Here is a 24,304-nt window from a genome sequence, read left to right as displayed (position 1 = left end):
CGAGTATCTCGAGAATAAGGCTGTAGGAAGAGAGCTTAGGCGAACGGCACGGGTCCGTTCGCCTTGTAACGGTCAGCGTATCAGATGCAGGTGCAAACCCTTAGCGTCACCGCTGCCGGTTTCCAGGCGTGCGGCGCGCACGCCCCTGTCGACCAGGGCCTGGCGCCAGGCCTCGGCTTTCGGGCCGGTCAGGCTTACACGCAGGGTGGTATCCAGGTTCAATCCCCGGGAAATCAAGGTCAGCCACGTATCATCAGGCTCGGCGGCCAACGCAGGCAAGTCCAGCTCGCCCGTGCTTTTAAGCTCTCGCAACAGGGTGGCCGAGGTGGGCAGCAAATGACCCAAGGGCGCGTTGGCGTCGAGTTGTTCCACATGCAGGTAGGCGCGTCGGTTGCCGCGGGTGATGCCGTACAGCGCGACCAGCGAGTTGTCCTGCGGGGCGGCCAGGCGCAGCAGCAGGTATTCCTGCTGGCCGTCGGCCCCCACTAACTTGGCGTTGCCGAACACTTCATTGGCCCACAGGCTGCTCTCGCCGCAATCGCGGGCCTGGCACCAGAACAACAGCTGCGCGCCCTTGGCCTGCAAGGCTTCGCGCGTTGCGGTAAAGGCGGCGCTGGAGCTGTGCTCCGCGGGCAATTCATAGGTGATGGCAGTGGCTTGGCCACGCGCGATGGCCTGGCCTTCATAACGCAACTGGCCGCTGATCTTGCGGATTGCGCCCATGGGGTAGATGCGTTCCTTTTCTTCAGCGGGGCGATAATCGACGATTTGCGCGTCTACCTGGCGGGACACGGCAGGTAAATCCTGGCTGCCCGGCACATCGGCGGCAAACACCAGGGGGCTGAAACAACAAAGGCCAAGGGCACGGATACATCCTTTACCCAGGCTCATCGGATTGATGAGCCCTGGCCAATGGTGGTCACAGCAGTATTGAGTGTGTTCATGGTTGACTCCCTTTCAATCCGCCCAGCCTCGGCAGTTGACCCCGCCAAGTCAAGGCGTGGAGAAGAACCGATTGAAACAGTCTGCAACAAGAGCGGCGCCGGGCTCATCATTCAGGTGCAAATGATGGCCACCTGGCAGCGTGGTAACGCTGAAGGGTAGCTGAGAAAGCAATTCGGGATGTTTCGCCAACATACCATCAGCCGCCACCACCAACTGCGCCGGGCAACTTACGCGCCGCACGAAAGCCATGGCCTGTTCATCGGTCAGACGCACCGGCGATGCCAGGGTCAGGCGACTGTCGCTGCGCCAGGTGTAACCGCCCGGCACCGGCATCAAACCGCGCTGGGCCAGCAGTTGCGCCGCCTCACGACTGACCGCCACCACGCCTTTCATGCGTGCTTCAACCGCTTTTTCGAGGGTGTTGTAAACCGGCTTGCGCTTGTCCTGCAGGTTCAGTTGCGCCTGCAAGGCCATGCCCAGACGCTCGGCTGCATTCTCGCCACTGGCGGTCGGAGGGATCACACCGTCGATCAAACCCAGGTGCGTTACTCGCTCCGGCAGCGCCCCGGCCAACACCAGCGAGACGATAGCGCCCAGGGAGTGGCCAAGTAATGCAAAACGTTTCAATTCCAGTTGTTCGGCCACCTGCAGTACGTCGTAGACGTAATCCCACAAGGCATAACCGGCTCCTGCCGGACGATGAGCCGAATGCCCGTGCCCCGCCATATCCAGAGCGATGACGCGCAACCCGTGCAGCTTCGGCGCCAGGCGCGCAAAACTGTTGGCGTTGTCCAGCCAGCCATGCAGGGCAATCACCGGCAGGCCGTCCTCGGGCCCGAACAGGTGCGCGGCCAATTCGATATGCGCAAGACTCAGGCGGACTTCTTCGACCGGCGTACTCATGCGCAATTGCGCTCGCGGGCTTGCCAGCGGGCGAACAGGTTCTTGATCAAGGCCGCCGTGTCCTGGGGGCGTTCCAGAGGGAACATATGACCACCCGGCATGGTGAGCATTTCGCCCATGGGCAAGCGGTCGACGCCGCTGGCATGGTGACGCATGACCACTCGGCTCTGACGACCACGTACCACGGCCAGCGGCACTTTAAGCTGGCGTACCTGGCCCGGGCTGGTGTGCGGCACGCCGCGGTAGATGCTGATTTCAGTAGCGGGGTCGAAGCGCAGGCGCAGACGGTCGCCGACTTGCTGCAGGCCATGCTGCAAATACGCGTCAAAACATTCGGGGTCGAAGCCACGAAACAGGGTCTTGCCGGCGAAGTAACTGCGCGCGGTGTCCAGGTCGGTGAATTCTTCACGTCGGCCAAGGGTGCGCCCGGCCGGTGTCAGTCGATCGATAAAACCAAAGCGCTTGGCGGCGCGGATCACCCAGCGGTCGGCACGGGTGAGCACTGGCGAATCGAGCATCACCACGCCACGGTACAACTGCGGGCAACGCATGGCCGCGTGCAGGTGCAGCACGCCACCGAGGGAATGGCCGACGCCCCACACGGGCTCCGGCTGTTGCTCAAGGTGGTGGATCAACTCGTCCACCAGGTTCTGCCAGTTATCATCCACCGGGAACCTGGGGTCGTGACCGTGCTGCGGCAAATGCGCCACCGCATATTCCGGGGCCAGCGCGGCGAACAGCTTGCCGTAAGTGGCCGAAGGGAAGCCATTGGCGTGGGTAAAAAACACGTGCTGCGACATACAGGTTCCATCGATAAAAACAGAGGTTGATTGTCACCATGCCAGTCCTCTACAGCAATGACTGTAACTGCCAGGAATGATGACACTCACGCCACGCCTATCGCGCCGGCGGATTTTCGCCCAGCGGCACCACGGCCATGGTCAGGCGCGAGACGCAACTGGCCTTGCCATCATCGCTGCTCAGGCGGATGTCCCATACCTGGGTTGTGCGCCCGATATGGATAGCCTTGGCCACCGCCGTCACCCGCCCGCTGCGCACGCCACGCAGATGATTGGCATTGACCTCAAGGCCCACGCAATAGAATTTGCTGGCATCGATGCACAGGTAAGCAGCCATGGAGCCGACGCTCTCGGCCAGCACCACCGAGGCGCCACCGTGCAGCAGGCCGTAGGGCTGATGAGTGCGGTGATCAACCACCATGCTGGCAGTGAGGGAGTGCTCGTCGAAGCTTTCGAAACGAATATCCAGCAACTCACCAATGGTGTTTTTCTGGATCGCGTTGAGTTGATCGATATTCGGTTGGGTGCGCCACAGGCTCATAGGGTTGTCCTTGTTGGTTTTATTACGGCCCTAATCCTGCCACAGAACGGCTTCGGCGCGCTCGCTCCAACTGTGCAATTGTGCCCCGTACGTCGACTCGATCACGTTGCGCTTGATCTTCAAAGTCGGCGTGAGAAAGCCGTTTTCCACCGCCCAACTGTCTTTCACCACCACTAATTGGCGCAAGCGCTCATGCTTATCCAACCCGGCGTTGACCTGTGCCAGCCAGTGTTCAAGGTGGGTTTCAAGCGTTTGCCGGTCCTGGCCCTGAGCGGATAACACGCATAGCCCGATCGGTGCGCCAAGCCCTTCGCCGACCACACAGACCTGTTCGATGCTTGCGTGTTCGGCCAGGCGATTTTCAATCGGCGCCGGAGCCACGTATTTGCCTTTGCTGGTCTTGAAAATTTCCTTGAGGCGCCCGGTCAAGCGCAGACGGCCCTCTGCGTCCTGCTCACCCTTGTCGCCGGTACGCAGGAAGCCATCTTCGGTGAGCGTCTCGGCGGTTTTTTGCGGGTCCTTGAAGTAGCCCAGCATGGTCGCGCCGCTGCGCACCTGCACTTCGCCTGATGGGTCGATGCGCACTTCCACGCCTGGGCATGGCAGGCCGATCCAACCCAGCTTCTGGGCGCCGGGGCGGCACACATGGGAATAGCCGCAGTTTTCACTCATGCCATACACTTCCAGCACGTCCAGGCCCAGGCGCTGATACCAACGCAGCAAGGCCTCGGGCACCGGTGCCGCGCCGGACAGGGCAATACGCAGCGCATCCAGCCCCAGGCCCGCCAGCACCTTATGACCGACACGCTTGCCGATAAAAGGCAGGCGTAACAGGGTGTCGAGGCGTTTTTCCGGCAGCTTGGCGTAGACACCCAACTGAAACCGGGTCCAGATACGCGGCACGCCAAACAAGGCCGTCGGCCGTGCCCTGCGCAAATCTGTCAGGAAGGTTTCCAGGCTTTCAGCGAAAAATACGGTTTGTCCGGTATAGATCGACGCCATTTCCACAAACATGCGTTCGGCCACATGGCACAGCGGCAGGTAAGACAGCAGCCGATCACCCTCCCCCAAGCCAAACAACTCGGTCCCGCGAGTGGCGGCGAAGCCCAGTGCCCCGAACGTTTGCATCACACCCTTCGGCAAGCCGGTCGTTCCGGAGGTATAGACGATGGTGGCCAGTGTCGAGGCAACGCACTCGGGGTTGTCCTGGATCGGTGAGCAGCCTTGCAGATCAGCCCAACTAAAATCGAAACGCCCTGCCGGGCACAGCGGCAGGCTGATGGTCGCCACACCCGCCGGAATGCCCGGCGCCATGGCCGGCCAGTCATCCAGCTTGCCGATCAACGCCAGCGCCGCCTCGGAATGGGTCAGCACATGAGCAACAGAATCGGCGGTAAGGTTGGGATAAAGCGGCACCGACACATGCCCGGCCATCCAGATCGCCAGATCGGCAATTATCCAGTGCGCGCAGTTTTTCGAAATCAGAGCAATGTGCGAACCCGGCGGCAACTCCCGAGCGCGCAACCAGTGAGCGGCACAACGGGCCTGATGGCCGACGTCCCCCCAGGTAAGCGTCTGCACCTCGCCACCGTCCATGGGCTGCACCAGAAAAACCTTACGCGGATGCCGCGCTTCACGCTCGAAGAAGACCTGCAACGGCAAACGAAAAGCGACAGGCATGGGACGCGCTCCTTTGTGATCCGAGATACAGCCAACCAAGCACTTGCTTGGTTGACTGTATAGCACACACAAAGCCAAAGGCCTGCTAAGCGAAGTAAAGCAGCGACCAACCGTAACCACGATGCGAAGCGAGCCGCTCTTGCTCTTGATCTGCTTTTGATCTGCTTTTGATCTTAGGCGCCCCGTCAAACCACGCTGGCCGGAATTCGACAGGGCGGAACCCAAGTGGCCTTTACCTAAATAACGGATATGTCTCGATTTGATCCAATCCTGGCCGGTCCTAAGGCCGCCATCGGGGCATAGGTATCTACACAACTCTTTGGTGCGACGCCCGACTTGTGGGAGGGGGCTTGCCCCCGATGGCGGCCTGGCAGCCGGTCAGGATGTTGGATCAGATCGAGTACATATCCGTTATTTGGGTAACGGCTGCTATGGGTTCCGCCCTTACGGCGGCTCACTTTTGAAAAGCGCAAAAGTAAGCAAAACGCTCTTGCCCCACCACTCGGCACCTCGCTTAGGCTCGGTGTGCCCGTAATCCGACAGTGATTTGGGGGGCCGCCGCCACGCGCCATCCATGGCGCGGGGCGGCTAAACCGGCATCCCTGCCGGTTTACCCCCCAAATCCCTGTCGAATTCCGGCCAGCGTGGTTTGACGGGGCGCCTAAGATCAAGATCAAAAGCAGAGCAAGAGCAAGAGCGGCTCGCTTCGCATCGTGGTTAGCGTCGGCAGCGGCTACAAAAGTTGTGTAGATACCCATGGCCATCGGGGGCCCCCCTCCCACATTTGGACCCCAGCACATCAGATATAGATTCGGCGACTTACACGCCGTCACGGGAGCAAGCTCCCTCGCCACAGGCTCAGCCTCGCCCCTTATGCCGTGGGATTCTTCACCCCCACCAGGCTCATCAAACCCGCGAGCGGAAAGTCCCCCTCAAGCTCCGCCAGGCTCGCCGTATACATCGGCTGCGGCTGACGCTGATGCCCATGCTGCAAAAAACTGATCAAGCTGCCCACCAAAGGCTGATGGCTGACCAGCAACACGTTGTCATCAGTATCAAGTTCCCTCAGCACCTGCTGAACATCACCATCGGGCGTCAACCACGGCACCGTGCGAATGGCCGGCTCGAACCCCAACGCTTCGCGCACCAATTGAGCCGTCTGCTGCGCCCGTACGTAAGGGCTGGCGATGATGGCACTGAGCGGCTGCCCGATCAGGTGCGCTGCACTGCGCAAAACTTCGGCACGGCCATGCTCGGTGAGGTTGCGTTCGGCATCCGTACGAGCGTGCCCTTGGGCCTCGCCGTGGCGCAAAACCCACAACTTCATAGCTTCGGCTCTTCATCACGCACCGGATGCGGTGCCGGCGGTACGCTGTGGGCGACCTCGCCTTCGGGTGCGCGCGGAGTTGGCCAATCGGCAAACGGCCAAGGCTTTTGGTCGGTGTGGAAGCTGCCAAAGCGACCGATCTGCGCCAGGAACTGACTGAGGCTGTCGCCAAAATTCATCAGGCCCAGGTTCGGCGCACCGTAGACAAGCCGGTAAATCAGTTGCACCACCACCAACGCGCCGAGCAGGAATTGCGCCACCTGCCACACCAGCGCAAACACCAGCATCCACAGGATACGCAAGGCAATCGACTCATATTTGGGGGCTGCTTTCGGATCGTTCATGGCGCGTTCCTCAGTTGAAACCACTGGTGGAAATAAAGTCGACATCGGTCTTGGGTTCGGCCCGCATCAACAACTCGATGACCTGTTCCAAGGTGCGCCCTTCGAACAGGATCGCGTGCAAACCGGCGACCAGCGGCATATACACACCCACTTCCTGGGCCTTGGCTTTCAGTACCTTGAGGGTGTTGACCCCTTCGGCCACTTCGCCAAGGCGGGTCACGGCGTCTTCTAGGCTCAGCCCTTGGCCCAGGGCAAAACCTACCTGATAGTTGCGGCTTTTGGGCGATGAGCAGGTGACGATCAAGTCGCCCACGCCCGCAAGGCCCAGGAACGTCATCGGGTTGGCGCCCTGGTTCACCGCAAAGCGGGTCATCTCGGCCAGCGCGCGGGTGATCAGCATACTTTTGGTGTTTTCCCCCATGCCCAGGGCAACGGCCATGCCTGCAATGATGGCGTAGACGTTTTTCAGCGCCCCGCCCAACTCGACGCCAAAGCGATCGGCGCTGGCGTAAACCCGGAAGGTACGGCCATGCAGCACGGCCTGTACCCGCTCACACAAGGCTTCGTCTTCACTGGCGACCACCGTGGCGGTCAAGGCGTGTTCGGCCACCTCCCGCGCCAGGTTCGGCCCGGACAGCACGCCAATGCGCGCCCGTGGGGCGATCTCGGTGAGGATTTCACTCATCAACTTGAACGTCTGAGCCTCAATGCCTTTGGTCAAGCTGACCAGCAACTTGCCGGCCAGGCGCTCGGCGTGCGGCGCCAACACTGAGCGCAAGGCGCTGGAGGGCAGCGCGACAAAGCACAGGTCGCAGGCGGTGAGGGTTTCCAGCAGGTCGGTGACCGGTTCGACGACCGGATGAATCTTGATGCCTTTAAGGTAACGGGGGTTTTCCCGGTGCACGCGGATGGCTTCAGCCTGCTCGGGGTCACGCATCCACTGACGTACGGCATGGCCGTTCTCGGCCAGCAGGTTAGCCACGGCGGTGCCAAAACTTCCGCCTCCCAGGACCGCAATAGGGCGCTGTTGAGTCATATGCAATCCGTTAATCCATACCAATGGCGATGGCGGCATTATACGGGGCGCCCGGCTTGCGGCCAGCCCCCGTATCAATTCGCGCACTTGTCGGAAAATGCCACGTTTGTACGAAGTAATTGCAAGTCCGACGACTGGCAAATAGCCCCACCTCAGTTAACATGGGCGGCTATCCGTCATTAACAAGGCCGTGCCGTGTACCTGGGCCCTCCTCCTCGCTCATCTCTATGGTTGATGCTGTTGTGCAGCGTACCTGCACTGGCTGACGATCTGTTTCTCGACAGCCAGCCGCTGCCGCAGGTGTTGACCGCCACGCGCCTCAAGCAATCGGCCGCCGCTGTGCCCGGCAGCATGACGGTGATCGACAGTGAGCTGATCAAGGCCAGCGGCGCCAGAGACATCGCGGAATTGCTGCGGCTGGTGCCCGGGATGATGGTCGGCTACACCACCGGCAACCAGGCGTCGGTGAACTACCACGGCACCAGCGCCAGTGATGCGCGGCGGATGCAGGTGCTGATCGACGGCCGCTCGGTGTACCGCGCCGGCCTGGCGACGGTGGACTGGAGCGATATCCCGGTAGCCATGGAAGATATCGAACGCATCGAGGTATTTCGCGGCCCCAACACCGTCAGCTATGGCGCCAACGCACTGATGGCGGTGGTCAACATCCTCACCCGTTCCCCCGCCAACAGCCAGGGCTCACGGGTGAAGGTCACCCGCGGCGAACGTGGGATCAACGACTTCTATGCCAGCCAGGGCGTGGGTTGGGAAACCGGCGATTTGCGCCTGTCCCTGTCCGGGCAGCAGGACGATGGTTTTGACAGCGACGCGGTCGGCGCCGACCGCCGTGACGGTCGGCGTCTCAACCGTTTCAGCCTGGCGGTGAGCCAGACGCTGAACGCGCAACAAAGTATCGACTGGCAACTCAATGCCAAGGAAGGCACCAATCAGCGCCCTTATACCTACACTCCAGTGTTTGACGGGATTAGCGAAGGCGGCAGCAATTCCGATGTCGTGGCCAAGGATTACGCAGGCTCTTTACGCTGGAATTTCGATTTCAACCCCGATCACAGTCTGTATATCCAGGGTTCAGCCCAGCAATGGGACCGCCGACAGGTCTGGAAAGCCTGTGATGCCAAGGTCTCGTTCAGCCCGCAGTTGACCCAGTTGTGGCAACTCAACCCCAACTATGCCGAACTGTTGGCGCGGCACATGGATAGCTACAGCCAGGGTTCCCCGCCTCCCGGAAGCGCCGCCGAGCAGGCGTTGGCCAACCAGGTGCTGGATCAATGGAAAAACCACGGCGGCAAGGACACCGTCTGCGGTGATATCGACCAAAGCACCCGCGAAAGCCGCTACGACCTGGAGATCCAGGACACCTTCAGCCTCTCCGACAGCCTGCGCCTGGTCAGCGGCGCGAATTATCGCTATGACCGCGCCGACTCGGACACCTACTTCAATGGAACCCTGGACGACACCACCTGGCGCCTGTTCGGGCACCTGGAATGGCGGGCCAGCGAACACTGGCTGCTGCAGGGCGGCGCCATGTACGAAGACAGTCACCTGAGCGGCGACTCTCTGACGCCGCGTGTGGCGGTCAATTACCTGATCAACCCGCGTCACGGGTTGCGGGCGGTTTACTCCGAGGCGATCCGCTCGCCGGACATGTTCGAGAACAACGTCAATTGGAGCTACCGCGTCAACAACCTCAGCTCCCCGGCCTATGGGCAAAACTCCGGGCAATATTTTGTCGTGACGCGCGGCCCTGGCGACCTCGATAAAGAGTTGATGCGCTCCCGGGAACTGGGCTACAACGGGTTCTTTGCCGACCTGGGGCTGAATGTCGACGTGAAGCTGTTCTATGACGAAATCACCGACATGATCAGCTCACCGCTGCGCAACAACCAATACATCGCCAGCAACGCCAACAGCTCGCGTTTTACCGGTGCCGAATCACAATTCGACTGGCGCATGAGCAACGCCGATCGCCTGCGCCTGACCTACGCTTACGTCGACGCGGCCTCCAGCAACCCCCGGGACAAGGTGCAAACTGCGCGTAACAGCGGCTCGGCCGGTTGGCTGCGGGAGTGGGGCCAGGGGTGGTCCAGCGCAGTGTTCTACTATGGCGACGACGCCCTTAATCAGTATCGCTTCCAACGGGTCGACCTGCGCGTAGCCAAGCGCATTGCCGTGGGCAAAACCAATGTGGAACTGGCCGGCATGTTGCAGCAACGCCTTGATGACCAGCCCACCACCTGGGCCGAAAACAATTACGACCATCGTCACGTTCTTTACTTCAGCGCGGGGCTGGACTTCTGACATGGCCGATCAGTCACGGATGACCCTCTTGCTGCCTTCACGATTGTGGCGCCGTGGCGTGCTGCTCGCGTGCCTGCTGCTGGCGGTGCCGGCGTGGAGTGCCGATATTCTGCTGACAGCTGCCGAAGACGGCGCCGGGGTGCAAGCCTTCACCCAGGCCCTTGCCCAGCAGCGCCCCGACGACCAGGTCAGCTTCACCCCACTCAAGGACTTGCCGGCACCGAGCCAATTGCCCGCCGGCACTCGCTTGATTCTTCTGGATCTGCCCAGCCTCGATTGGCGCCTGCTGGACACCCAGGGCCCGCCGACCCTGGTGCTGCGCATCAGCCGCCTGCAGGCGCAGCAACGCCTGGGCAATACGCACCCGGCCAAAATCAGCCTGTTGTGGAGCGATCCGCCGCTGGAGCGTCAACTGCGCCTGGTCGCCGACATCCTCCCGCAGGCACGACGTATTGGTGTGCTTTACGGTGCCGACAGTGAATTCCTGCTGCACGAGCTGATTGAGCTCGCCACCCCCCTGGGCCTGGAAATCGTGCCTCAGCTCTGGGACAACACCAGTGACAGCCGCCCGCTGCAAACCCTGTTCAAGAACAGCGACGTGCTGCTCGGTCTTGACGACCCGCAACTGTACAACCCCAAAACGGTAAAAAACCTGTTGCTGAGCAGCTACGCCCAACAGCTGCCACTGATCGGGCCCAATGCCGGGTTTGTCCGGGCCGGCAGCCTGGCCAGCACCTACAGCGATCAGCCCGATTGGCTCGCCGTGCTCGACCGCCTGCTGGATCACCCGCCTGCCAATTGGCCGCATACGTTGTACCCGCAACACTTCAAAGTCGTGGGCAACCCGCAAGTTGCGCGCTCACTGGGCATCGAACAGGTTGATGAAAGCGCCGTCGCCGCCCGCTTGGCCCAAGGAGAGAAACGCCCATGACCTTGCGTCGCCGTTGGGATATCAACACTCGCACCCAGCTCATTACCCTGGGCCCTGCGTTATTGTTGACCCTGCTGTTGATCAGCTTCTTTACTTTCGTGCGGATCCAGGACTTGCGCCAGGAACTGGACCACACCGGCCAATTGATCGCCAACCAATTGGCGCCCGCCACTGAATACGGCGTGATTTCCGGCAACAACGATGTGCTTGAAGCGCTGCTGCGTGCGACCTTGGCCACGCCCCACGTGCGTTTCCTGGAGATTCAGAACAGCGCCGAGAACATCCTGGTGTATGTCGAGCAGCCGTCGGAAAGACACGACCGTTCGCTGTCTGTGAAGGTGTTTCAGGCGCCAATTCGCTTGCAACACATCCAGCTCAACAATGACTTTTTCCAGGACAACCTCAACGAACCCAAGGCTCCCCGAGCCGACTACCTGGGGCGGGTGATTGTCGGCATGTCCAACGACGCGTTCAGCCAGCGCCAGCAAGAAATCCTGTTCAAGGCCGGGATCCTGGCACTGTTCGCCTTGCTGTTTACCTTCCTGCTGGCACGCCGCCTGGCGGCAAGCCTGTCGCAGCCGATCAGTGCCATGGGCCATGCGGTCAAGGCTATCCAGCAAGGCGATTACAAAACCCCGCTGCCGATTGTCGATGACTCGGAGTTGGGAGACCTCTCGCGGCATATCAACAACCTGGCCGAGGGCCTGAACCAGGCCAGTCGCGAGCAGCAACAGGCCATGGCCCAGTTGATCCAGACCCGCGAAGAAGCCGAGCGCGCAAACAACGCCAAGTCGGATTTCCTGGCGATGATGAGCCATGAACTGCGCACGCCCATGAATGGTGTGCTGGGTATGCTGCAACTGCTGGAAACCACCGACATGACTGCCGAACAGACCGAGTACGCGGCGCTGGCTTCCGAGTCCACCGAGCACCTGCTCAAGGTGATCAACGATATTCTCGACTTCTCACGCATTGAGCGCGCCGCCCTGGAACTTGAACATATTGCGTTCAATCTTGCGGACCTGATCAACAGTTGCGCCCAAGCCTTCCAGCACAGTGCCCAGCAACGCGGGCTGAGCCTGGAACTGCCGATTCCGGCAGGTATGGAGGCCCTGCGGGTGCGAGGCGATCCGACGCGGATCCGGCAGATCCTGGTCAACCTGATCGGCAATGCGTTGAAATTTACCGAACGCGGCAGCGTGACCGTCGAGCCCCATTGGCAAACCCTGGACCATGAACTGGTGTGGTTCACCTGCACCGTGCGCGACAGCGGTATCGGTATTTGCGCCGAGCGCCTGGAGATGATGTTCGATGCGTTTCAGCAGGCCGACAGCTCCATTTCCAGGCGCTACGGCGGTACTGGCCTGGGCCTGCCCATCGCCCGCACGCTGGCCGAACGCATGGGGGGTACCTTGCGGGCCCAAAGCGAAGAAGGCCGGGGCTCGGTGTTTACCCTGGAAATTCCGCTGGCCATCGATCAGCAGCAAGTACAAGCCATTGCGCCCGACGCCCTCGGCAAGGCCAGTGCCGGCGATGGACGCCACGTGTTGCTGGTCGAAGACAACCCGGTCAACCGCACCGTGGTCGAAGCAATGCTGCGCAGCCTGGGCTTTGAAGTCAGCCTGGCCACCGACGGCGCCGAGGCGATCCGCAGCGCCGAGAGCCTGATTTTTACCGCTATCCTGATGGATTGCCGGCTGCCATTGATCGACGGCTACGAAGCCACTCGCCAGATTCGCCAACTGCCTGGCTGCGCCGATCTGCCGATCATCGCCCTGACGGCCAATGCCTTGCAGGGCGACCGCGAAGCCTGCCTGGCAGCCGGAATGAACGATTACCTGGCCAAGCCGTTCAAACGCACGGATTTGCAGCAAATCCTGCAACGCTGGGTGCAATAGCGCCGCGCCATCAGCCAACTGCGACTGGCGTGAAAGACGAAAGTGCGGCAGTCTTAGGCACCCGAACGGGCCGATAAACAGGTCCGGTTTAAATTTTCAGTGAACAAGTGTACATTCAGTGCCTTGCCGCTGTGACTTTCACTACAACGCAATAGTCTATGTGTAGGCTGCCGCTATGAGGCATGAACGCTTCATTCGGTTCGGGAAGATTTGCCCAACCCAGCCGCATGGGATTATTGAGGAGCTCGCATGACCAAACAAAACGCCTTTACTCGGGAAGACCTGCTGCGCTGCAGTCGCGGTGAGCTGTTCGGCCCAGGTAACGCGCAACTGCCCGCCCCGAACATGCTGATGGTGGACCGCATCACCCATATCAGCGAAGAAGGTGGCAAGTACGGCAAAGGTGAATTGGTCGCCGAGCTGGATATCACCCCGGACCTGTGGTTCTTCGCCTGCCACTTCGAAGGCGATCCTGTGATGCCAGGCTGCCTGGGCCTCGACGCCATGTGGCAACTGGTCGGCTTCTACCTGGGCTGGCAAGGCCTGCCGGGCCGCGGTCGCGCCCTGGGTTCGGGCGAAGTGAAGTTCTTTGGCCAGGTCCTGCCGACCGCCAAGAAAGTCACCTACAACATTCAAATCAAGCGCGTCCTCAAGGGCAAGCTGAACCTGGCCATTGCCGACGGTTCGGTAACTGTCGACGGTCGCGAGATCTATACTGCCGAAGGCCTTCGGGTCGGCGTATTCACTTCCACTGACAACTTTTAAGGGTTATCCGCATGCGCCGCGTCGTTATCACTGGTCTGGGCATCGTTTCTTGCCTGGGCAATGACAAAGAGACCGTCACCGCTAACCTGCGTGCAAGTCGCCCTGGCATCCGCTTCAACCCGGAATATGCCGAAATGGGTCTGCGTAGCCAGGTTTCCGGCTCCATCGACCTGCCCCTCGAAGAACTGATCGATCGCAAGATCTATCGCTTCGTCGGCCACGCTGCCGCCTACGCCTACCTGGCCATGAAAGACGCGATCGCCGATTCGGGCCTGAGCGAAGACCAGGTTTCGAACGTACGCACCGGCCTGATTGCCGGCTCCGGCGGCGCATCGACCCTCAACCAGATGGAAGCGCTGGATATCCTGCGCGAAAAAGGCGTGAAGCGCGTTGGCCCGTACCGTGTAACACGGACCATGGGCAGCACCGTTTCCGCCTGCCTGGCGACTCCGTTCGCCATCAAGGGCGTGAACTACTCGATCTCTTCCGCGTGCGCCACCAGCGCCCACTGCATCGGGACTGCCGTTGAGCAGATCCAGCTGGGCAAGCAGGACATCGTCTTCGCCGGCGGCGGTGAAGAAGAGCATTGGAGCCAGTCGTTCCTGTTCGACGCCATGGGCGCACTGTCTACTCAGTACAACGAAACCCCGGAAAAAGCCTCCCGTGCCTACGACGCCAAGCGTGACGGTTTCGTCATCGCCGGCGGTGGCGGCATGGTCGTGGTTGAAGAGCTGGAACACGCTCTGGCCCGTGGCGCCAAGATCTACGCGGAAATCGTCGGCTACGGCGCGACGTCCGACGGCTACGACATGGTGGCCCCAAGCGGCGAAGGCGCGATCCGCTGCATGCAGATGGCCATGTCCACCGTTGATACCCCAATCGACTACCTGAACACCCACGGCACCTCGACTCCGGTCGGCGACGCCAAGGAAATGGAAGGCGTGCGTGCGGTATTCGGCGACAAGGCGCCGGCCATCAGCTCGACCAAGAGCCTGTCGGGTCACTCCCTGGGTGCCGCCGGCGTTCACGAAGCGATCTACTGCCTGCTGATGATGGAAGGCAACTTCATGGCCGGCTCGGCCAACATCGACGAAATTGATCCGGTTGTGGCCGATATGCCGATCCTGACCAAGACCGTTGAAAACGCCAAGATCGACACCGTGATGAGCAACAGCTTCGGCTTCGGTGGCACCAATGCCACCCTGGTACTGAAACGCTGGCAGGGCAAGTAAGCCCCGCAGGTTGATCACATGAAAAAGCCCCGACTGGTTCGGGGCTTTTTTTGTGCTTTGATTTGAAACCGCGTCGCCTTCATCGCAGGCAAGCCAGCTCCCACCTTTGAATTGTGAATACAGTCAAATGTGGGAGCCGGCTTGCCTGCGAATGGCATAGGTATCTACACAACTTTGGTGCGACGCTGGACCTGTGGCGAGGGAGCTTGCTCCCGTGACGGCCTGACAGCCGACGCCTATCTACCTGACGCCCCGCAATCCAAATGTGGGAGCTGGCTTGCCTGCGAAGACGGCCTGACAGCCAACCGGGATGTTGAATTTGACCGCGTACATATCCGTTATTTAGGTAACGGCCACTTAGGGTTCCGCCCTGACGGCGGCTCACTTTCGAAAAGCGCGAAAGTAAGCAAAGCGCTCTTGCCCCACCACTCGGCACCTCGCCTGGGCTCGGTGTGCCCGTAATCCGCCAGTGATTTGGGGGGCCGCCGCCACGCGCCATCCATGGCGCGGGGCGGCTAAACCGGCATCCCTGCCGGTTTACCCCCCAAATCCCTGTCGAATTCCGGCCAGCGTGGTTTGACGGGGCGCCTAAGATCAAGATCAAAAGCAGATCAAGAGCGACTCGCTTCGCATCGTGGTTACCGTCTGCTGCTACAGCCCACCAAGTTGTGTAGATACCTATGATGCGAATGGGCCAACCCGGCCCCCAGCCCTACACCGAAAACCGCGCCACCATCGAATTCAGATCCACCGCCAACCGCGACAACTCCTGGCTCGCTGCACTGGTCTGATTGGCGCCGGTGGAAGTCTGATGCGCCAGGTCGCGGATATTCATCAAGTTACGATCCACCTCCCGCGCCACCGCCGCCTGCTGCTCCGAGGCACTGGCGATCACCAGATTGCGTTCGTTGATCAAGGTAAACGCCGAGGCAATCTCTTCCAGGGCCATGCCCGCCGATTTGGCGATGTCCAGTGTGGAGCGCGCCCGTGTATTGCTCTGTTGCATCGAGCTGACAGCCTGGTCGGTGCCCTGCTGAATCCCGCTGATCATCTGCTCGATTTCCTGGGTCGACTGTTGCGTGCGATGGGCCAGGGCACGCACTTCATCGGCGACCACCGCAAACCCGCGCCCGGCGTCACCCGCTCGCGCTGCTTCAATCGCCGCCTTCAATGCCAGCAAGTTGGTTTGCTCGGCAATCGAGCGAATCACATCCAGCACTGTGCTGATGCCATAGACCTTTTGCGCCAGCGCTTCGACCTGGGTCACATTGGAAGTCACATCGGTCGCGAGTGCTTCAATCGACACCACCGTCTGCTGCACCTGTTCACGCCCTTGCTGGGCAATGCGGTCGGATTCGCGAGACGCCTGGGACGTGGCCACGGCATTGCTCGCCACCTCCTCCACCGCCGCCGTCATCTGATTGACTGCCGTGGCCGCCTGTTCGATTTCCTGGTTCTGCTGGTGCAAACCACGGGTCGCATCCTCGGTGACGCAACTGAGCTCTTCGGAAGCCGACGCCAATTGGTTCGACGATTCTGATATGCGCCGGATAGTGTCGCGCAAGCTCTCCTGCATGTGCTTGAGCGCCTGCTGCAAGCGCGCCGGCTCGTCGCTGCCACTGAGCTTGATCTCGCCAGTTAAATCGCCGCTGGCAACGCCCTGAGCTACTTTCAACGATTGCGCCAGCGGTAGCACGATGCTACGCGTCAGCCACACGGCCAGGCCGATCGTGATCAACGCCGTGACGCCAATCATGACCATCACCCAGACCCGCGACTGGCTGAACACGTGTTGTGCCAGCCGGGCGGCCTCGTTGGCGCTGGACTTGTTCAGATTGACCAACTCACGCAGCGTCACGGCCATCTGGTCGGCCATCTGATTCATTTCGCCATTGACCACCGCAATGGCGTCCTCCAGCCGATTAGCCTTGGATAAGCCCACCACCTGCTCCTGGCGTTGCAGGTACTGCTGCTGCTCGAGCTTGAAGCGATCAAACAGCACGCGCTCCTCAGGCAAGACGATCAATGCCTCGTACACGCCTTCAGCGTGATGCAAACCGGTTTTGATCTCGGCGATTTTCTGCTCGTTCTGCGCCACCGCCTGGGGGTCGCGGTTGACCAGCAAGCGCAACGTCAGCGCCCGAATGCGCAACACATCCTGATTCATCTCCCCCACCGCCATTACGCTGGGCAGCCAGTTGGTCTCCACCTGGTCCGACTGCTGACGCATATTAGCCATCTGCAACAGGGCAAAGCCGCCCAAGACGAACACCATCAACGCCAGCACACCAAAGCCCAGGCCGGCGCGAGGGGCGATATTCAAACTGCGGATATTCATGCCAGGGTTCCTTCCAAAAGTACTGCATCCACCTGCAGCGGGTCTCTTGGACGTTATCGGCACCTCAGGTCATTGGCATAAGATCAAAACGCGATATCAACGCGCGTCGCCATCGCGAGGCGGCTTGGGCAGAATGGCCAGGAAATTGTCGCGCGCGACCTTGTGGGCAACGTCTTCGGGCAACGCATCAAGGAAAGGATCGAAGCGGCGCATCTCTTTGCCCAACTTATTGAAGCGCCCCACAACATCGGAGCCGAGCATGAAGCGATCCGGGAAGCGCGCTACCAGCGCAACCCATTGCGGCCGTGGCTTGCCGGCGTCATCCAGCAGATAGGGCGTGAGCATGCTCCAGGACAGGTCGATATACAGGTTGGGGTACGCCTCAAGCAGGCGCGTCAGGGTAGGCAACAAAAAGTCCATCTGCACCTGATGACGGTGAATTTCCTTGCTGGTACCGGCATGGGCCCAGATAAAACGCGTGTGCGGGTGATTGCGTAACGGCTGCTCGACTTCCGCCAGATACAGTGGGTTGCGCTCACGTTTGGAGGTGATGTTGGAATGCAGCATCACCGGCAGGTCGTTTTCGGCCGCCAGGTGGTAGATGCGCGTCATGGCTTCGTTATTGGCACGCGGCGTGTCGCCGGAAGTCAGCGCGGTGAGGTCATCATGGCGGGTAAACACTTCACCGATGCCCTGCCACAGCCCTGGGTTGAGGTCGAGCATACGCTGGATGTGGGCGGCGGAGTTCTTGTCGTTGGGATTGAAACCGGCGAGGAACGGGTGAAAGTGCTGGCGTTGCGCAGGAGAAAGTTTATTCACTGCCGCCGCGACGATCACATCCGTGGCGCTGTACCAATAAGCATCGGCGTCGTCACCGGCGTAATAGCGCGGGCGCTTGGGCTCGTCTTCGTGCCATTTCTTGGCCACGGGAATCCCGGAAATCATGACGTGCTCAATGCGGTTGTCCGCCATGGCCTTGAGCAGCTTGTCCATGCCGGCGCTCTCCTGAAAGAAGTCCACGTAATGCAGGTGCGCGTCGCTGTAGGCATAGTCACGGGCCTGCGCGGCAAGGCTGCTGATGGCGAGCAACAAGGCAAGACTCAGGCGGGTTCCAGACACGGTAAAACCTCAAAAAGGGTTGATACGGGTAGACCTTGCGCCAGCCTTCAGGGTTCAGCATGGAAAAAACCGGAACACTGGAGTGCCAGCATGCTCTATAACTGCATGACCTTCATCCTGCGCCCTTACGAGGTTTGCCATGCCTGTTACCGTCAATACGCTGAACGCTGAAAACTTTCGTCACAGCGTGAATATCAATAATCACGAGCTGTTTACCGACCTGCCCAAGAGCCTGGGCGGTGACGATTCGGCGCCCTCCCCCCACGATTATTTCGATGCTGCGCTGGCGTCGTGCAAAGCTTTGACCGTGAGACTCTACGCGCAGAAAAAAGATATCCCGTTGACCGGCGTGACCGTGGAGGTCACTCACGACAGCGCCGAAGAGCAGAAGGGTAAATACAAGCTCAACGTCAAGCTCACCCTCAAGGGCGTACTCACCGACGCCCAGCGCGATGAACTGCACCGCGTCGCCGATAAATGCCCGGTACATAAGCTGATGACCACTGCCGAAGTCACTATCGAGACGAAATTATCGGAAGGTGCCTTCAGCCAATAGCCCCACCTTCCCATCGAGCGGGTTATGCTCAAAGCATCTAACCCGCTCAGACTGGGATGCCCATGACCACTCTCACCGTGATTCGCCCTCGCCCCGAAGATGTAGAAGGCCAGCCTATCCTGCGGCCCCTGCCCTCGCGTGAATGCCGCAGCGTCGGGCCCTTTGTGTTTTTCGACCATATGCTGCCGACCCGCTACGCACCGGGTAACGGCATGAATATCCGCCAGCATCCCCACATCGGCCTGTCCACCCTTACTTACCTGTTTGAAGGCGTCTTGCAGCATAAGGACAGCCTTGGCTCGGACCAGGTGGTGCAAGCCGGCGATGTCAGCTGGATGACCGCCGGCACCGCGATTGCACACGTCGAGCGCACACCTGAAGCGGTCAAGGCCAGTGGCTTCAACCTGCATGGCCTGCAGGTATGGCTGGCCTCGCCCAAGGACCACGAGACCGGGCCGGGACACTACAGCCATCACCCAGCGGCGAGCTTGCCGATAAGCGATAACCTCGGCGTGCAGGTGCGTTTGATCGCCGGTGATGGTTTTTGCCTCAGGTCACCGGTGCCGGTACTGTCGCCGACGCTGTATGCCGAGGTACAGATGCAAACCGCCACCACCCTGTTGATTCCTGATGAACATGAGGAACGTGCGGTGTATGTGCTGGAGGGTGAGGTGCAGTTGGACGGCGAAGGCCTGGAGGTCAACAGCTTGGTAGTATTGCCGACTGGGCAGGAGATGACCCTGTATGCCGAGAGTGATTGCCACCTGATGGTATTTGGCGGGGCGCCGCTGGATGAGCCACGGCGGATCAACTGGAATTTTGTGGCGAGTGATCCGGCGGTGATCGAGCAGGCGAGACAGCGTTGGGCGGCTGGGGATTGGCCGACTGTGCCGGGGGAATCAGAAAGAATCGAGTTGCCTGTGAAATAGCTATCGCAGGCAAGCCGGCTCCCACATTTTAAAGGTGCATACCTATCAAATGTGGGAGCTGAGGCATCAGCCCTTGAACACTTCATCCAGCAAGTTATGCATCGACTGAAAAGCCCGCGCAGCAGTCTTCGCGTCGTACATCATCTTGCCTGGCACATTGGCATGGGGATCGGTGAAGGAATGCACCGCACCACCGTAGCTCAGCAACTGCCAATCCACACCCGCCGCGTTCATTTCCTCTTCGAACGCCGGCAGTTGCTCTTTGGGCACCAACGGGTCCGAGGCGCCATGCAGCACCAGCACTGACCCCTTGATGTTCTTCGCATCCGCCGGGTTCGGTGTATCCAGGGTGCCGTGGAACGACACGGCAGCCTTTACCGGCGCGCCAGTACGGGCCAGTTCCAGGGAGCAGCAACCGCCAAAGCAAAAGCCGAAGGTGGCCAGTTTCGAGGTATCCACTGCTGCTTCAGTCTGGCCTTGCAGTTGCTCGAAGGCCGCCTGCATACGCTTGTTCAGCAACGGGCGATCATTCTTCAATGGCATCATCGCCGCGCCGGCCTCATCGCCATTGGTCGGGCGTACGGTTTGCCCATACAAGTCGGCAATCAGCACCACGTAACCTTTGCCGGCAACACTCTTGGCAATCTCTTCGGCACCCGCACTCACGCCCATCCAGTTCGGCGCCATCAGCAGTCCCGGCAATGGGCCCTTGTGGCTGGCATCAAATGCCAGACGGCTTTCATAAGACTGGCCATCAACCTGATAGACCACGGAACGTACAGTGACTTGGCTCATCATTTTCTCCAATTCTGATGGATTGACGATGCTCCCTGTAGGAGCGAGGGGGACGCCTAGTTCTTGCTCGCGAAAAACGTGAGATCACCGCGTTCATTCAGCATTTGCGCGTTATCGTTGACGTTTTTCGCGAGCAAGCTCGCTCCTACAGTAGAGCCAGAACGAAAAAACCCGCCGAAGCGGGTTTTTCTACATCGGTGTTAAACCGACAATTCAACCAACAGCTTGTTCAGTCGGCGCACATAGGCGGCCGGGTCTTTGAGGCTGTCGCCGGCGGCCAGAGCCGCCTGGTCGAAGAGGATGTGCGACAGGTCGCCAAACCGCTCTTCGCTCTGCTCGCCATCGAGTTTCTCGATCAGCGGGTGAGCCGGGTTGAATTCGAAAATCGGCTTGGAGTCCGGAACCTTCTGACCGCTGGCTTCAAGAATCTGACGCATCTGCATGCCCAGGTCCTGCTCGCCAATGGCCAGGATCGCCGGGGAGTCGGTCAGGCGGTGGGAAACCCGCACTTCGCTGACCGCTTCGCCCAGGGATGCCTTGATCCGCTCAACCAGGCCCTCTTTGGACTTGGCGACTTCTTCAGCAGCTTTCTTGTCTTCCTCGGAATCCAGGTTACCCAGGTCCAGGTCGCCACGAGCAACGTCAACGAAGGACTTGCCGTCGAACTCGGTGAGGTAGCTCATCAGCCACTCATCGATACGGTCGGTCAGCAGCAGCACTTCGATGCCTTTCTTGCGGAAGACTTCCAGGTGCGGGCTGTTTTTAACCTGTGCGTAGGTTTCGCCGGTCAGGTAGTAGACCTTGTCCTGACCTTCCTTGGCGCGTGCCAGGTAGTCAGCCAGGGACACAACCTGCTCGCCGTCTTCGCCCTGAGTCGAAGCAAAACGCAGCAAGCCGGCGATTTTTTCCTTGTTGGCGAAGTCTTCGGCCGGGCCTTCCTTCATCACCTGACCGAAGTTTTTCCAGAAACTCTTGTATTGCTCAGGCTCGTTCTTCGCCAGTTTTTCCAGCATGTCGAGCACGCGCTTGGTCAGCGCCGACTTCATCGAGTCGATGATCGGGTCTTTCTGCAGGATTTCCCGCGACACGTTCAGCGACAGATCGTTGGAGTCGACCACGCCCTTGATAAAGCGCAGGTACAGCGGCAGGAAGGATTCCGCCTGGTCCATCACGAATACGCGTTGCACGTAGAGCTTCAAGCCCTTCGGCGCTTCGCGCTGGTACAGGTCGAACGGAGCGCGAGCCGGTACGTAGAGCAGCGAGCTGTATTCCAGCTTGCCTTCAACCTTGTTGTGGCTCCAGCTCAGCGGGTTTTCGTAGTCGTGGCCGATGTGCTTGTAGAACTCCTGGTATTCCTCGTCCTTGATCTCGGTACGCGGACGGGTCCACAGGGCGCTGGCGCGGTTGACGGTTTCCCATTCCTCGGCAGGCTTCTCTTCGCCTTCGGCAGCCGTCTGTTCTTTCGGCAGCTCGATCGGCAAAGCGATGTGGTCGGAGTATTTCTTGATGATGTTGCGCAGGCGCCAGCCATCAGCGAATTCGTCTTCACCGGATTTCAGGTGCAGCACGATGCGGGTACCGCGATCTGCCTTGTCGATAGTGGCGATTTCAAACTCGCCCTCGCCTTTGGACGCCCAGTGCACGCCTTCGCTGGCGTCGAGGCCGGCACGGCGGCTGAATACTTCAACCTTGTCGGCAACGATGAAGGCCGAATAGAAGCCCACGCCGAATTGGCCGATCAGATGAGAATCTTTTTTCTGGTCGCCCGACAGGTTCTTCATGAAATCTGCGGTGCCGGATTTGGCGATGGTACCCAAGTGGGTAATCGCGTCTTCACGGCTCATGCCGATACCGTTGTCTTCGAGCGTGACGGTCTTGGCGTCCTTGTCGTAGCTCACACGGATTTTCAGTTCCGCGCCACCTTCCAGCAACTCAGGCTTGGACAGTGCTTCGAAACGTAATTTGTCGACAGCGTCAGAGGCGTTCGAGATCAATTCGCGAAGGAAAATTTCCTTGTTGGAATACAGCGAATGGATCATGAGGTGCAGCAGTTGCTTCACCTCGGTCTGGAAGCCCAGGGTTTCCTTTTGAGTTTCCACACTCATGGTCATCAAACTCCAATTGGATGGCAGTGGCCGCGCCCGAAAGGGTTGGCGGCGGGTTGTCATCAAAGTTGGGGGCTAAGACCGGGATTTCAAGGGCGGGCCAATTCCTCAATCTTGAAATGTGCGCGGGCAGTGGCGATCGGCTCGGCCTCGGTGGTTTGCCAGGCGGTAATCGCCACATTGGCGACACGCCGGCCCTGACGCCACACCTGGCATTTGGCGTAAGTGTCGCGAAACTGGCCGGCGCGCAGGTAATCCAGGGAAAAATCGATGATTTTTGGCAGGCCTGGAGCCCCGGTAAAAACCAGTAGATGCAGGGCCGCCGACAGCTCCATGAAGCCTGCGATCACGCCGCCGTGAAGCGCCGGCAATATGGGGTTACCAATATTGTCCTTGTTGGCCGGCAGCCGAAACAGCAGCTCATCCCCCAGGCGGGTGCATTCGATGCCGATCAACTTGGCATAGGGCACCAAGCCCAGCAGTGCGTCGTAGTTGCCACGGTCGAGGGCCTGCTCCAGCCGGGTCTTGAATCGATGCGTCATGCCTGCTCTCCCTTGATCGTGCTGCCCAGCCCTTGCGTGCCTTTCAGACGTTTGCCCATCCGCATGAACGTGCCCACCACATGGGCGATGGGTTGTTGCGGGTCGTCCTGATAGGCGAACCCGCGGGTAAAGATCACGTCGGTGGTCACCCGGTAACATTGCGCGAAGCCATACACCGGCTGGTGCGGTTCGGCCGCACGCATGTAGTCGATGCGCAGGTCCAGGGTCGGGCACACTTCAAATTCGGGTAATACGCATAAGGTGGCCATGCCGCACGCGGTGTCCATCAACGAGGTCAAGGCGCCACCGTGAATCACACCCGTCAAAGGATCACCGACTAGATGCGGCCCATACGGCAACACCAGGGTCATACCCTCCTCGCTTGCGGCGTGGACGGCCACACCCAGCACCTGGCAATGGCGCAGCGCCGAAACAAAGCGTGCGGCACGCTCTAACAAGGGGTTTTCGGTCATTGTTTTTAGACTCTTATTAGTGGGAATCGGATGGATGCGAACTACCGGGAAAAAAATCTGTACGAAACATGCTATATATCTGTGGGACATAAGGAACTAATGCTGGCCCCTTGGGTTCGAAAGGCCAGTAGATATCTTCAATAAGGAGAAACACCCATGCGCAAGACATTAGCTATTTCCATGATGCTGGCCGCTGCACTCGGTCTGGCTGCCTGCGACAAGAAATCCGAAGACAAAGCCCAAGATGCCGCTGCACACTCTGAGCAAGCACAGCAAGACATGGCTAAAGCACAGGATAAAGTTAACGACGCTGCGAAAGAAAACGCCGAAGCTGCCAAAGCTCAGGCTGAATCGAACGCCGAAGCTGCAAAAGAAGCTGCACCTGCCGCCCCTGCAGAACCTGCCAAGCAGTAATTGCCGGGTGTGAAGCTGTAGTGCTGCAAAAGATAGCCCGCTTATAAAGCGGGCTTTTCTTTGCCTGCTGTTTTATCCGGCGATCAAGAAACACTCTCTTTTGCAGCCTCCGAGGCTTGCATATGGGTCGGGGTATACACCATCACCTGCAAGACGTCGGAGTGAAACTCGCGGCGCCCGCAGGGCAAATGCATTGCGCTCCTGCTCCGACACATGCCGTTCACCAATCATCGTCGCCGAGCCCACCAGCACCGCCGCGACATACGGGTCCTTCTAAATGTGAGCCCGGTGAGTTGCGCAACAAATATCAAA

22 protein-coding genes and 1 pseudogene are annotated in these 24,304 nt (G+C 59.9%); 8 read left to right on the top strand and 15 right to left on the bottom strand.

The window, feature by feature from the left end:
* Positions 1-72 precede the first annotated feature (72 nt).
* The 8 genes from JFT63_RS21085 to JFT63_RS21050 all read right to left on the bottom strand — a co-directional run bounded on the left by JFT63_RS21085 (position 73) and on the right by JFT63_RS21050 (position 7,576).
* Entirely contained in the window at positions 73-891 is an 819-nt protein-coding gene (locus JFT63_RS21085) for a DUF4892 domain-containing protein (protein WP_057703696.1), read from the bottom strand.
* Positions 892-993: 102 nt separating this feature from the next.
* Positions 994-1,848: an alpha/beta hydrolase gene (locus JFT63_RS21080; protein WP_198844659.1), complete on the bottom strand. Its 855-nt coding sequence runs from the start codon at positions 1,846-1,848 to the stop codon at positions 994-996.
* Positions 1,845-2,648: an alpha/beta fold hydrolase gene (locus JFT63_RS21075; RefSeq protein WP_198708768.1), complete on the bottom strand. Its 804-nt coding sequence runs from the start codon at positions 2,646-2,648 to the stop codon at positions 1,845-1,847. The genes JFT63_RS21080 and JFT63_RS21075 overlap by 4 nt, the downstream gene beginning before the upstream one ends.
* 97 nt (positions 2,649-2,745) lie before the next feature.
* A complete protein-coding gene (locus JFT63_RS21070; RefSeq protein WP_057703699.1) occupies positions 2,746-3,189 on the bottom strand; it encodes a hotdog fold thioesterase in 444 nt (147 codons plus the stop codon).
* A 30-nt stretch (positions 3,190-3,219) separates the two neighbouring features.
* On the bottom strand, positions 3,220-4,869 hold the full coding sequence (locus JFT63_RS21065; protein ID WP_057703700.1) for an AMP-binding protein: 1,650 nt from the start codon (positions 4,867-4,869) through the stop codon (positions 3,220-3,222).
* Positions 4,870-5,740: 871 nt separating this feature from the next.
* Entirely contained in the window at positions 5,741-6,196 is a 456-nt protein-coding gene (sixA, locus tag JFT63_RS21060) for a phosphohistidine phosphatase SixA (RefSeq protein WP_057703701.1), read from the bottom strand.
* The gene (locus JFT63_RS21055) at positions 6,193-6,540 is read right to left on the bottom strand and encodes a DUF4389 domain-containing protein (protein WP_057703702.1); all 348 of its coding nucleotides are present in this window, start codon (positions 6,538-6,540) and stop codon (positions 6,193-6,195) included. The genes sixA and JFT63_RS21055 overlap by 4 nt, the downstream gene beginning before the upstream one ends.
* Positions 6,541-6,550: 10 nt before the next feature.
* Positions 6,551-7,576, bottom strand: a complete 1,026-nt coding sequence (locus JFT63_RS21050; protein ID WP_198844658.1) for an NAD(P)H-dependent glycerol-3-phosphate dehydrogenase — start codon at positions 7,574-7,576, stop codon at positions 6,551-6,553.
* A gap of 195 nt (positions 7,577-7,771) precedes the next feature.
* On the opposite strand from JFT63_RS21050, the gene JFT63_RS21045 reads away from it, so the two are divergent.
* From JFT63_RS21045 to fabB, 5 genes are all read left to right on the top strand, one after another.
* Complete coding sequence (locus tag JFT63_RS21045) at positions 7,772-9,895, top strand: TonB-dependent receptor plug domain-containing protein (protein ID WP_332875263.1); 2,124 nt, start codon at positions 7,772-7,774, stop codon at positions 9,893-9,895.
* 1 nt (position 9,896) lies between these two features.
* Complete coding sequence (locus JFT63_RS21040; protein WP_198844657.1) at positions 9,897-10,826, top strand: ABC transporter substrate-binding protein; 930 nt, start codon at positions 9,897-9,899, stop codon at positions 10,824-10,826.
* Positions 10,823-12,724 (top strand): ATP-binding protein, encoded by a 1,902-nt coding sequence (locus JFT63_RS21035; RefSeq protein ID WP_186563464.1) that lies wholly within the window; start codon positions 10,823-10,825, stop codon positions 12,722-12,724. The genes JFT63_RS21040 and JFT63_RS21035 overlap by 4 nt, the downstream gene beginning before the upstream one ends.
* A gap of 249 nt (positions 12,725-12,973) precedes the next feature.
* The gene (fabA, locus tag JFT63_RS21030) at positions 12,974-13,489 is read left to right on the top strand and encodes a 3-hydroxyacyl-[acyl-carrier-protein] dehydratase FabA (RefSeq protein WP_003210552.1); all 516 of its coding nucleotides are present in this window, start codon (positions 12,974-12,976) and stop codon (positions 13,487-13,489) included.
* Between the two features lie 11 nt (positions 13,490-13,500).
* Positions 13,501-14,721, top strand: coding sequence for a beta-ketoacyl-ACP synthase I (gene fabB, locus JFT63_RS21025; protein WP_012723103.1), 1,221 nt, complete (start codon positions 13,501-13,503; stop codon positions 14,719-14,721).
* Between the two features lie 712 nt (positions 14,722-15,433).
* Here fabB and JFT63_RS21020 read toward each other — a convergent pair.
* Together JFT63_RS21020 and JFT63_RS21015 are read right to left on the bottom strand one after the other, a co-directional pair.
* Entirely contained in the window at positions 15,434-17,059 is a 1,626-nt protein-coding gene (locus JFT63_RS21020) for a methyl-accepting chemotaxis protein (RefSeq protein ID WP_198844656.1), read from the bottom strand.
* Positions 17,060-17,155: 96 nt separating this feature from the next.
* On the bottom strand, positions 17,156-18,178 hold the full coding sequence (locus JFT63_RS21015) for an amidohydrolase family protein (protein ID WP_186562661.1): 1,023 nt from the start codon (positions 18,176-18,178) through the stop codon (positions 17,156-17,158).
* A 139-nt stretch (positions 18,179-18,317) separates the two neighbouring features.
* Between JFT63_RS21015 and JFT63_RS21010 the strand changes: the two genes are divergently transcribed.
* Positions 18,318-18,734, top strand: coding sequence for an OsmC family protein (locus tag JFT63_RS21010; RefSeq protein WP_057703709.1), 417 nt, complete (start codon positions 18,318-18,320; stop codon positions 18,732-18,734).
* Positions 18,735-18,796: 62 nt separating this feature from the next.
* Positions 18,797-19,663 (top strand): pirin family protein, encoded by an 867-nt coding sequence (locus JFT63_RS21005; protein ID WP_198844655.1) that lies wholly within the window; start codon positions 18,797-18,799, stop codon positions 19,661-19,663.
* A gap of 66 nt (positions 19,664-19,729) precedes the next feature.
* Here JFT63_RS21005 and JFT63_RS21000 read toward each other — a convergent pair whose 3' ends face one another.
* The 4 genes from JFT63_RS21000 to JFT63_RS20985 form a co-directional block, all read right to left on the bottom strand.
* A complete protein-coding gene (locus JFT63_RS21000) occupies positions 19,730-20,458 on the bottom strand; it encodes a dienelactone hydrolase family protein (RefSeq protein ID WP_198844654.1) in 729 nt (242 codons plus the stop codon).
* Between the two features lie 200 nt (positions 20,459-20,658).
* Positions 20,659-22,563, bottom strand: a complete 1,905-nt coding sequence (gene htpG, locus JFT63_RS20995) for a molecular chaperone HtpG (protein WP_057703846.1) — start codon at positions 22,561-22,563, stop codon at positions 20,659-20,661.
* 89 nt (positions 22,564-22,652) lie between these two features.
* Positions 22,653-23,105: a PaaI family thioesterase gene (locus tag JFT63_RS20990; RefSeq protein WP_057703712.1), complete on the bottom strand. Its 453-nt coding sequence runs from the start codon at positions 23,103-23,105 to the stop codon at positions 22,653-22,655.
* A complete protein-coding gene (locus JFT63_RS20985) occupies positions 23,102-23,578 on the bottom strand; it encodes a PaaI family thioesterase (protein WP_186562668.1) in 477 nt (158 codons plus the stop codon). Before JFT63_RS20985 ends, JFT63_RS20990 begins: the two co-directional genes overlap by 4 nt.
* A 156-nt stretch (positions 23,579-23,734) precedes the next feature.
* Between JFT63_RS20985 and JFT63_RS20980 the strand changes: the two genes are divergently transcribed.
* The gene (locus tag JFT63_RS20980; RefSeq protein ID WP_005786587.1) at positions 23,735-23,992 is read left to right on the top strand and encodes a hypothetical protein; all 258 of its coding nucleotides are present in this window, start codon (positions 23,735-23,737) and stop codon (positions 23,990-23,992) included.
* Positions 23,993-24,075: 83 nt separating this feature from the next.
* Here JFT63_RS20980 and JFT63_RS20975 read toward each other — a convergent pair.
* A pseudogene (locus tag JFT63_RS20975) lies at positions 24,076-24,250 on the bottom strand (DUF599 domain-containing protein); the annotation flags it as partial.
* Positions 24,251-24,304 lie beyond the last annotated feature (54 nt).

Source organism: Pseudomonas sp. MF7453 (assembly GCF_016405455.1).
Taxonomy (GTDB): Bacteria; Pseudomonadota; Gammaproteobacteria; order Pseudomonadales; family Pseudomonadaceae; genus Aquipseudomonas; species Aquipseudomonas paralactis.
This window is presented reverse-complemented; position numbering and strand designations above follow the sequence as displayed.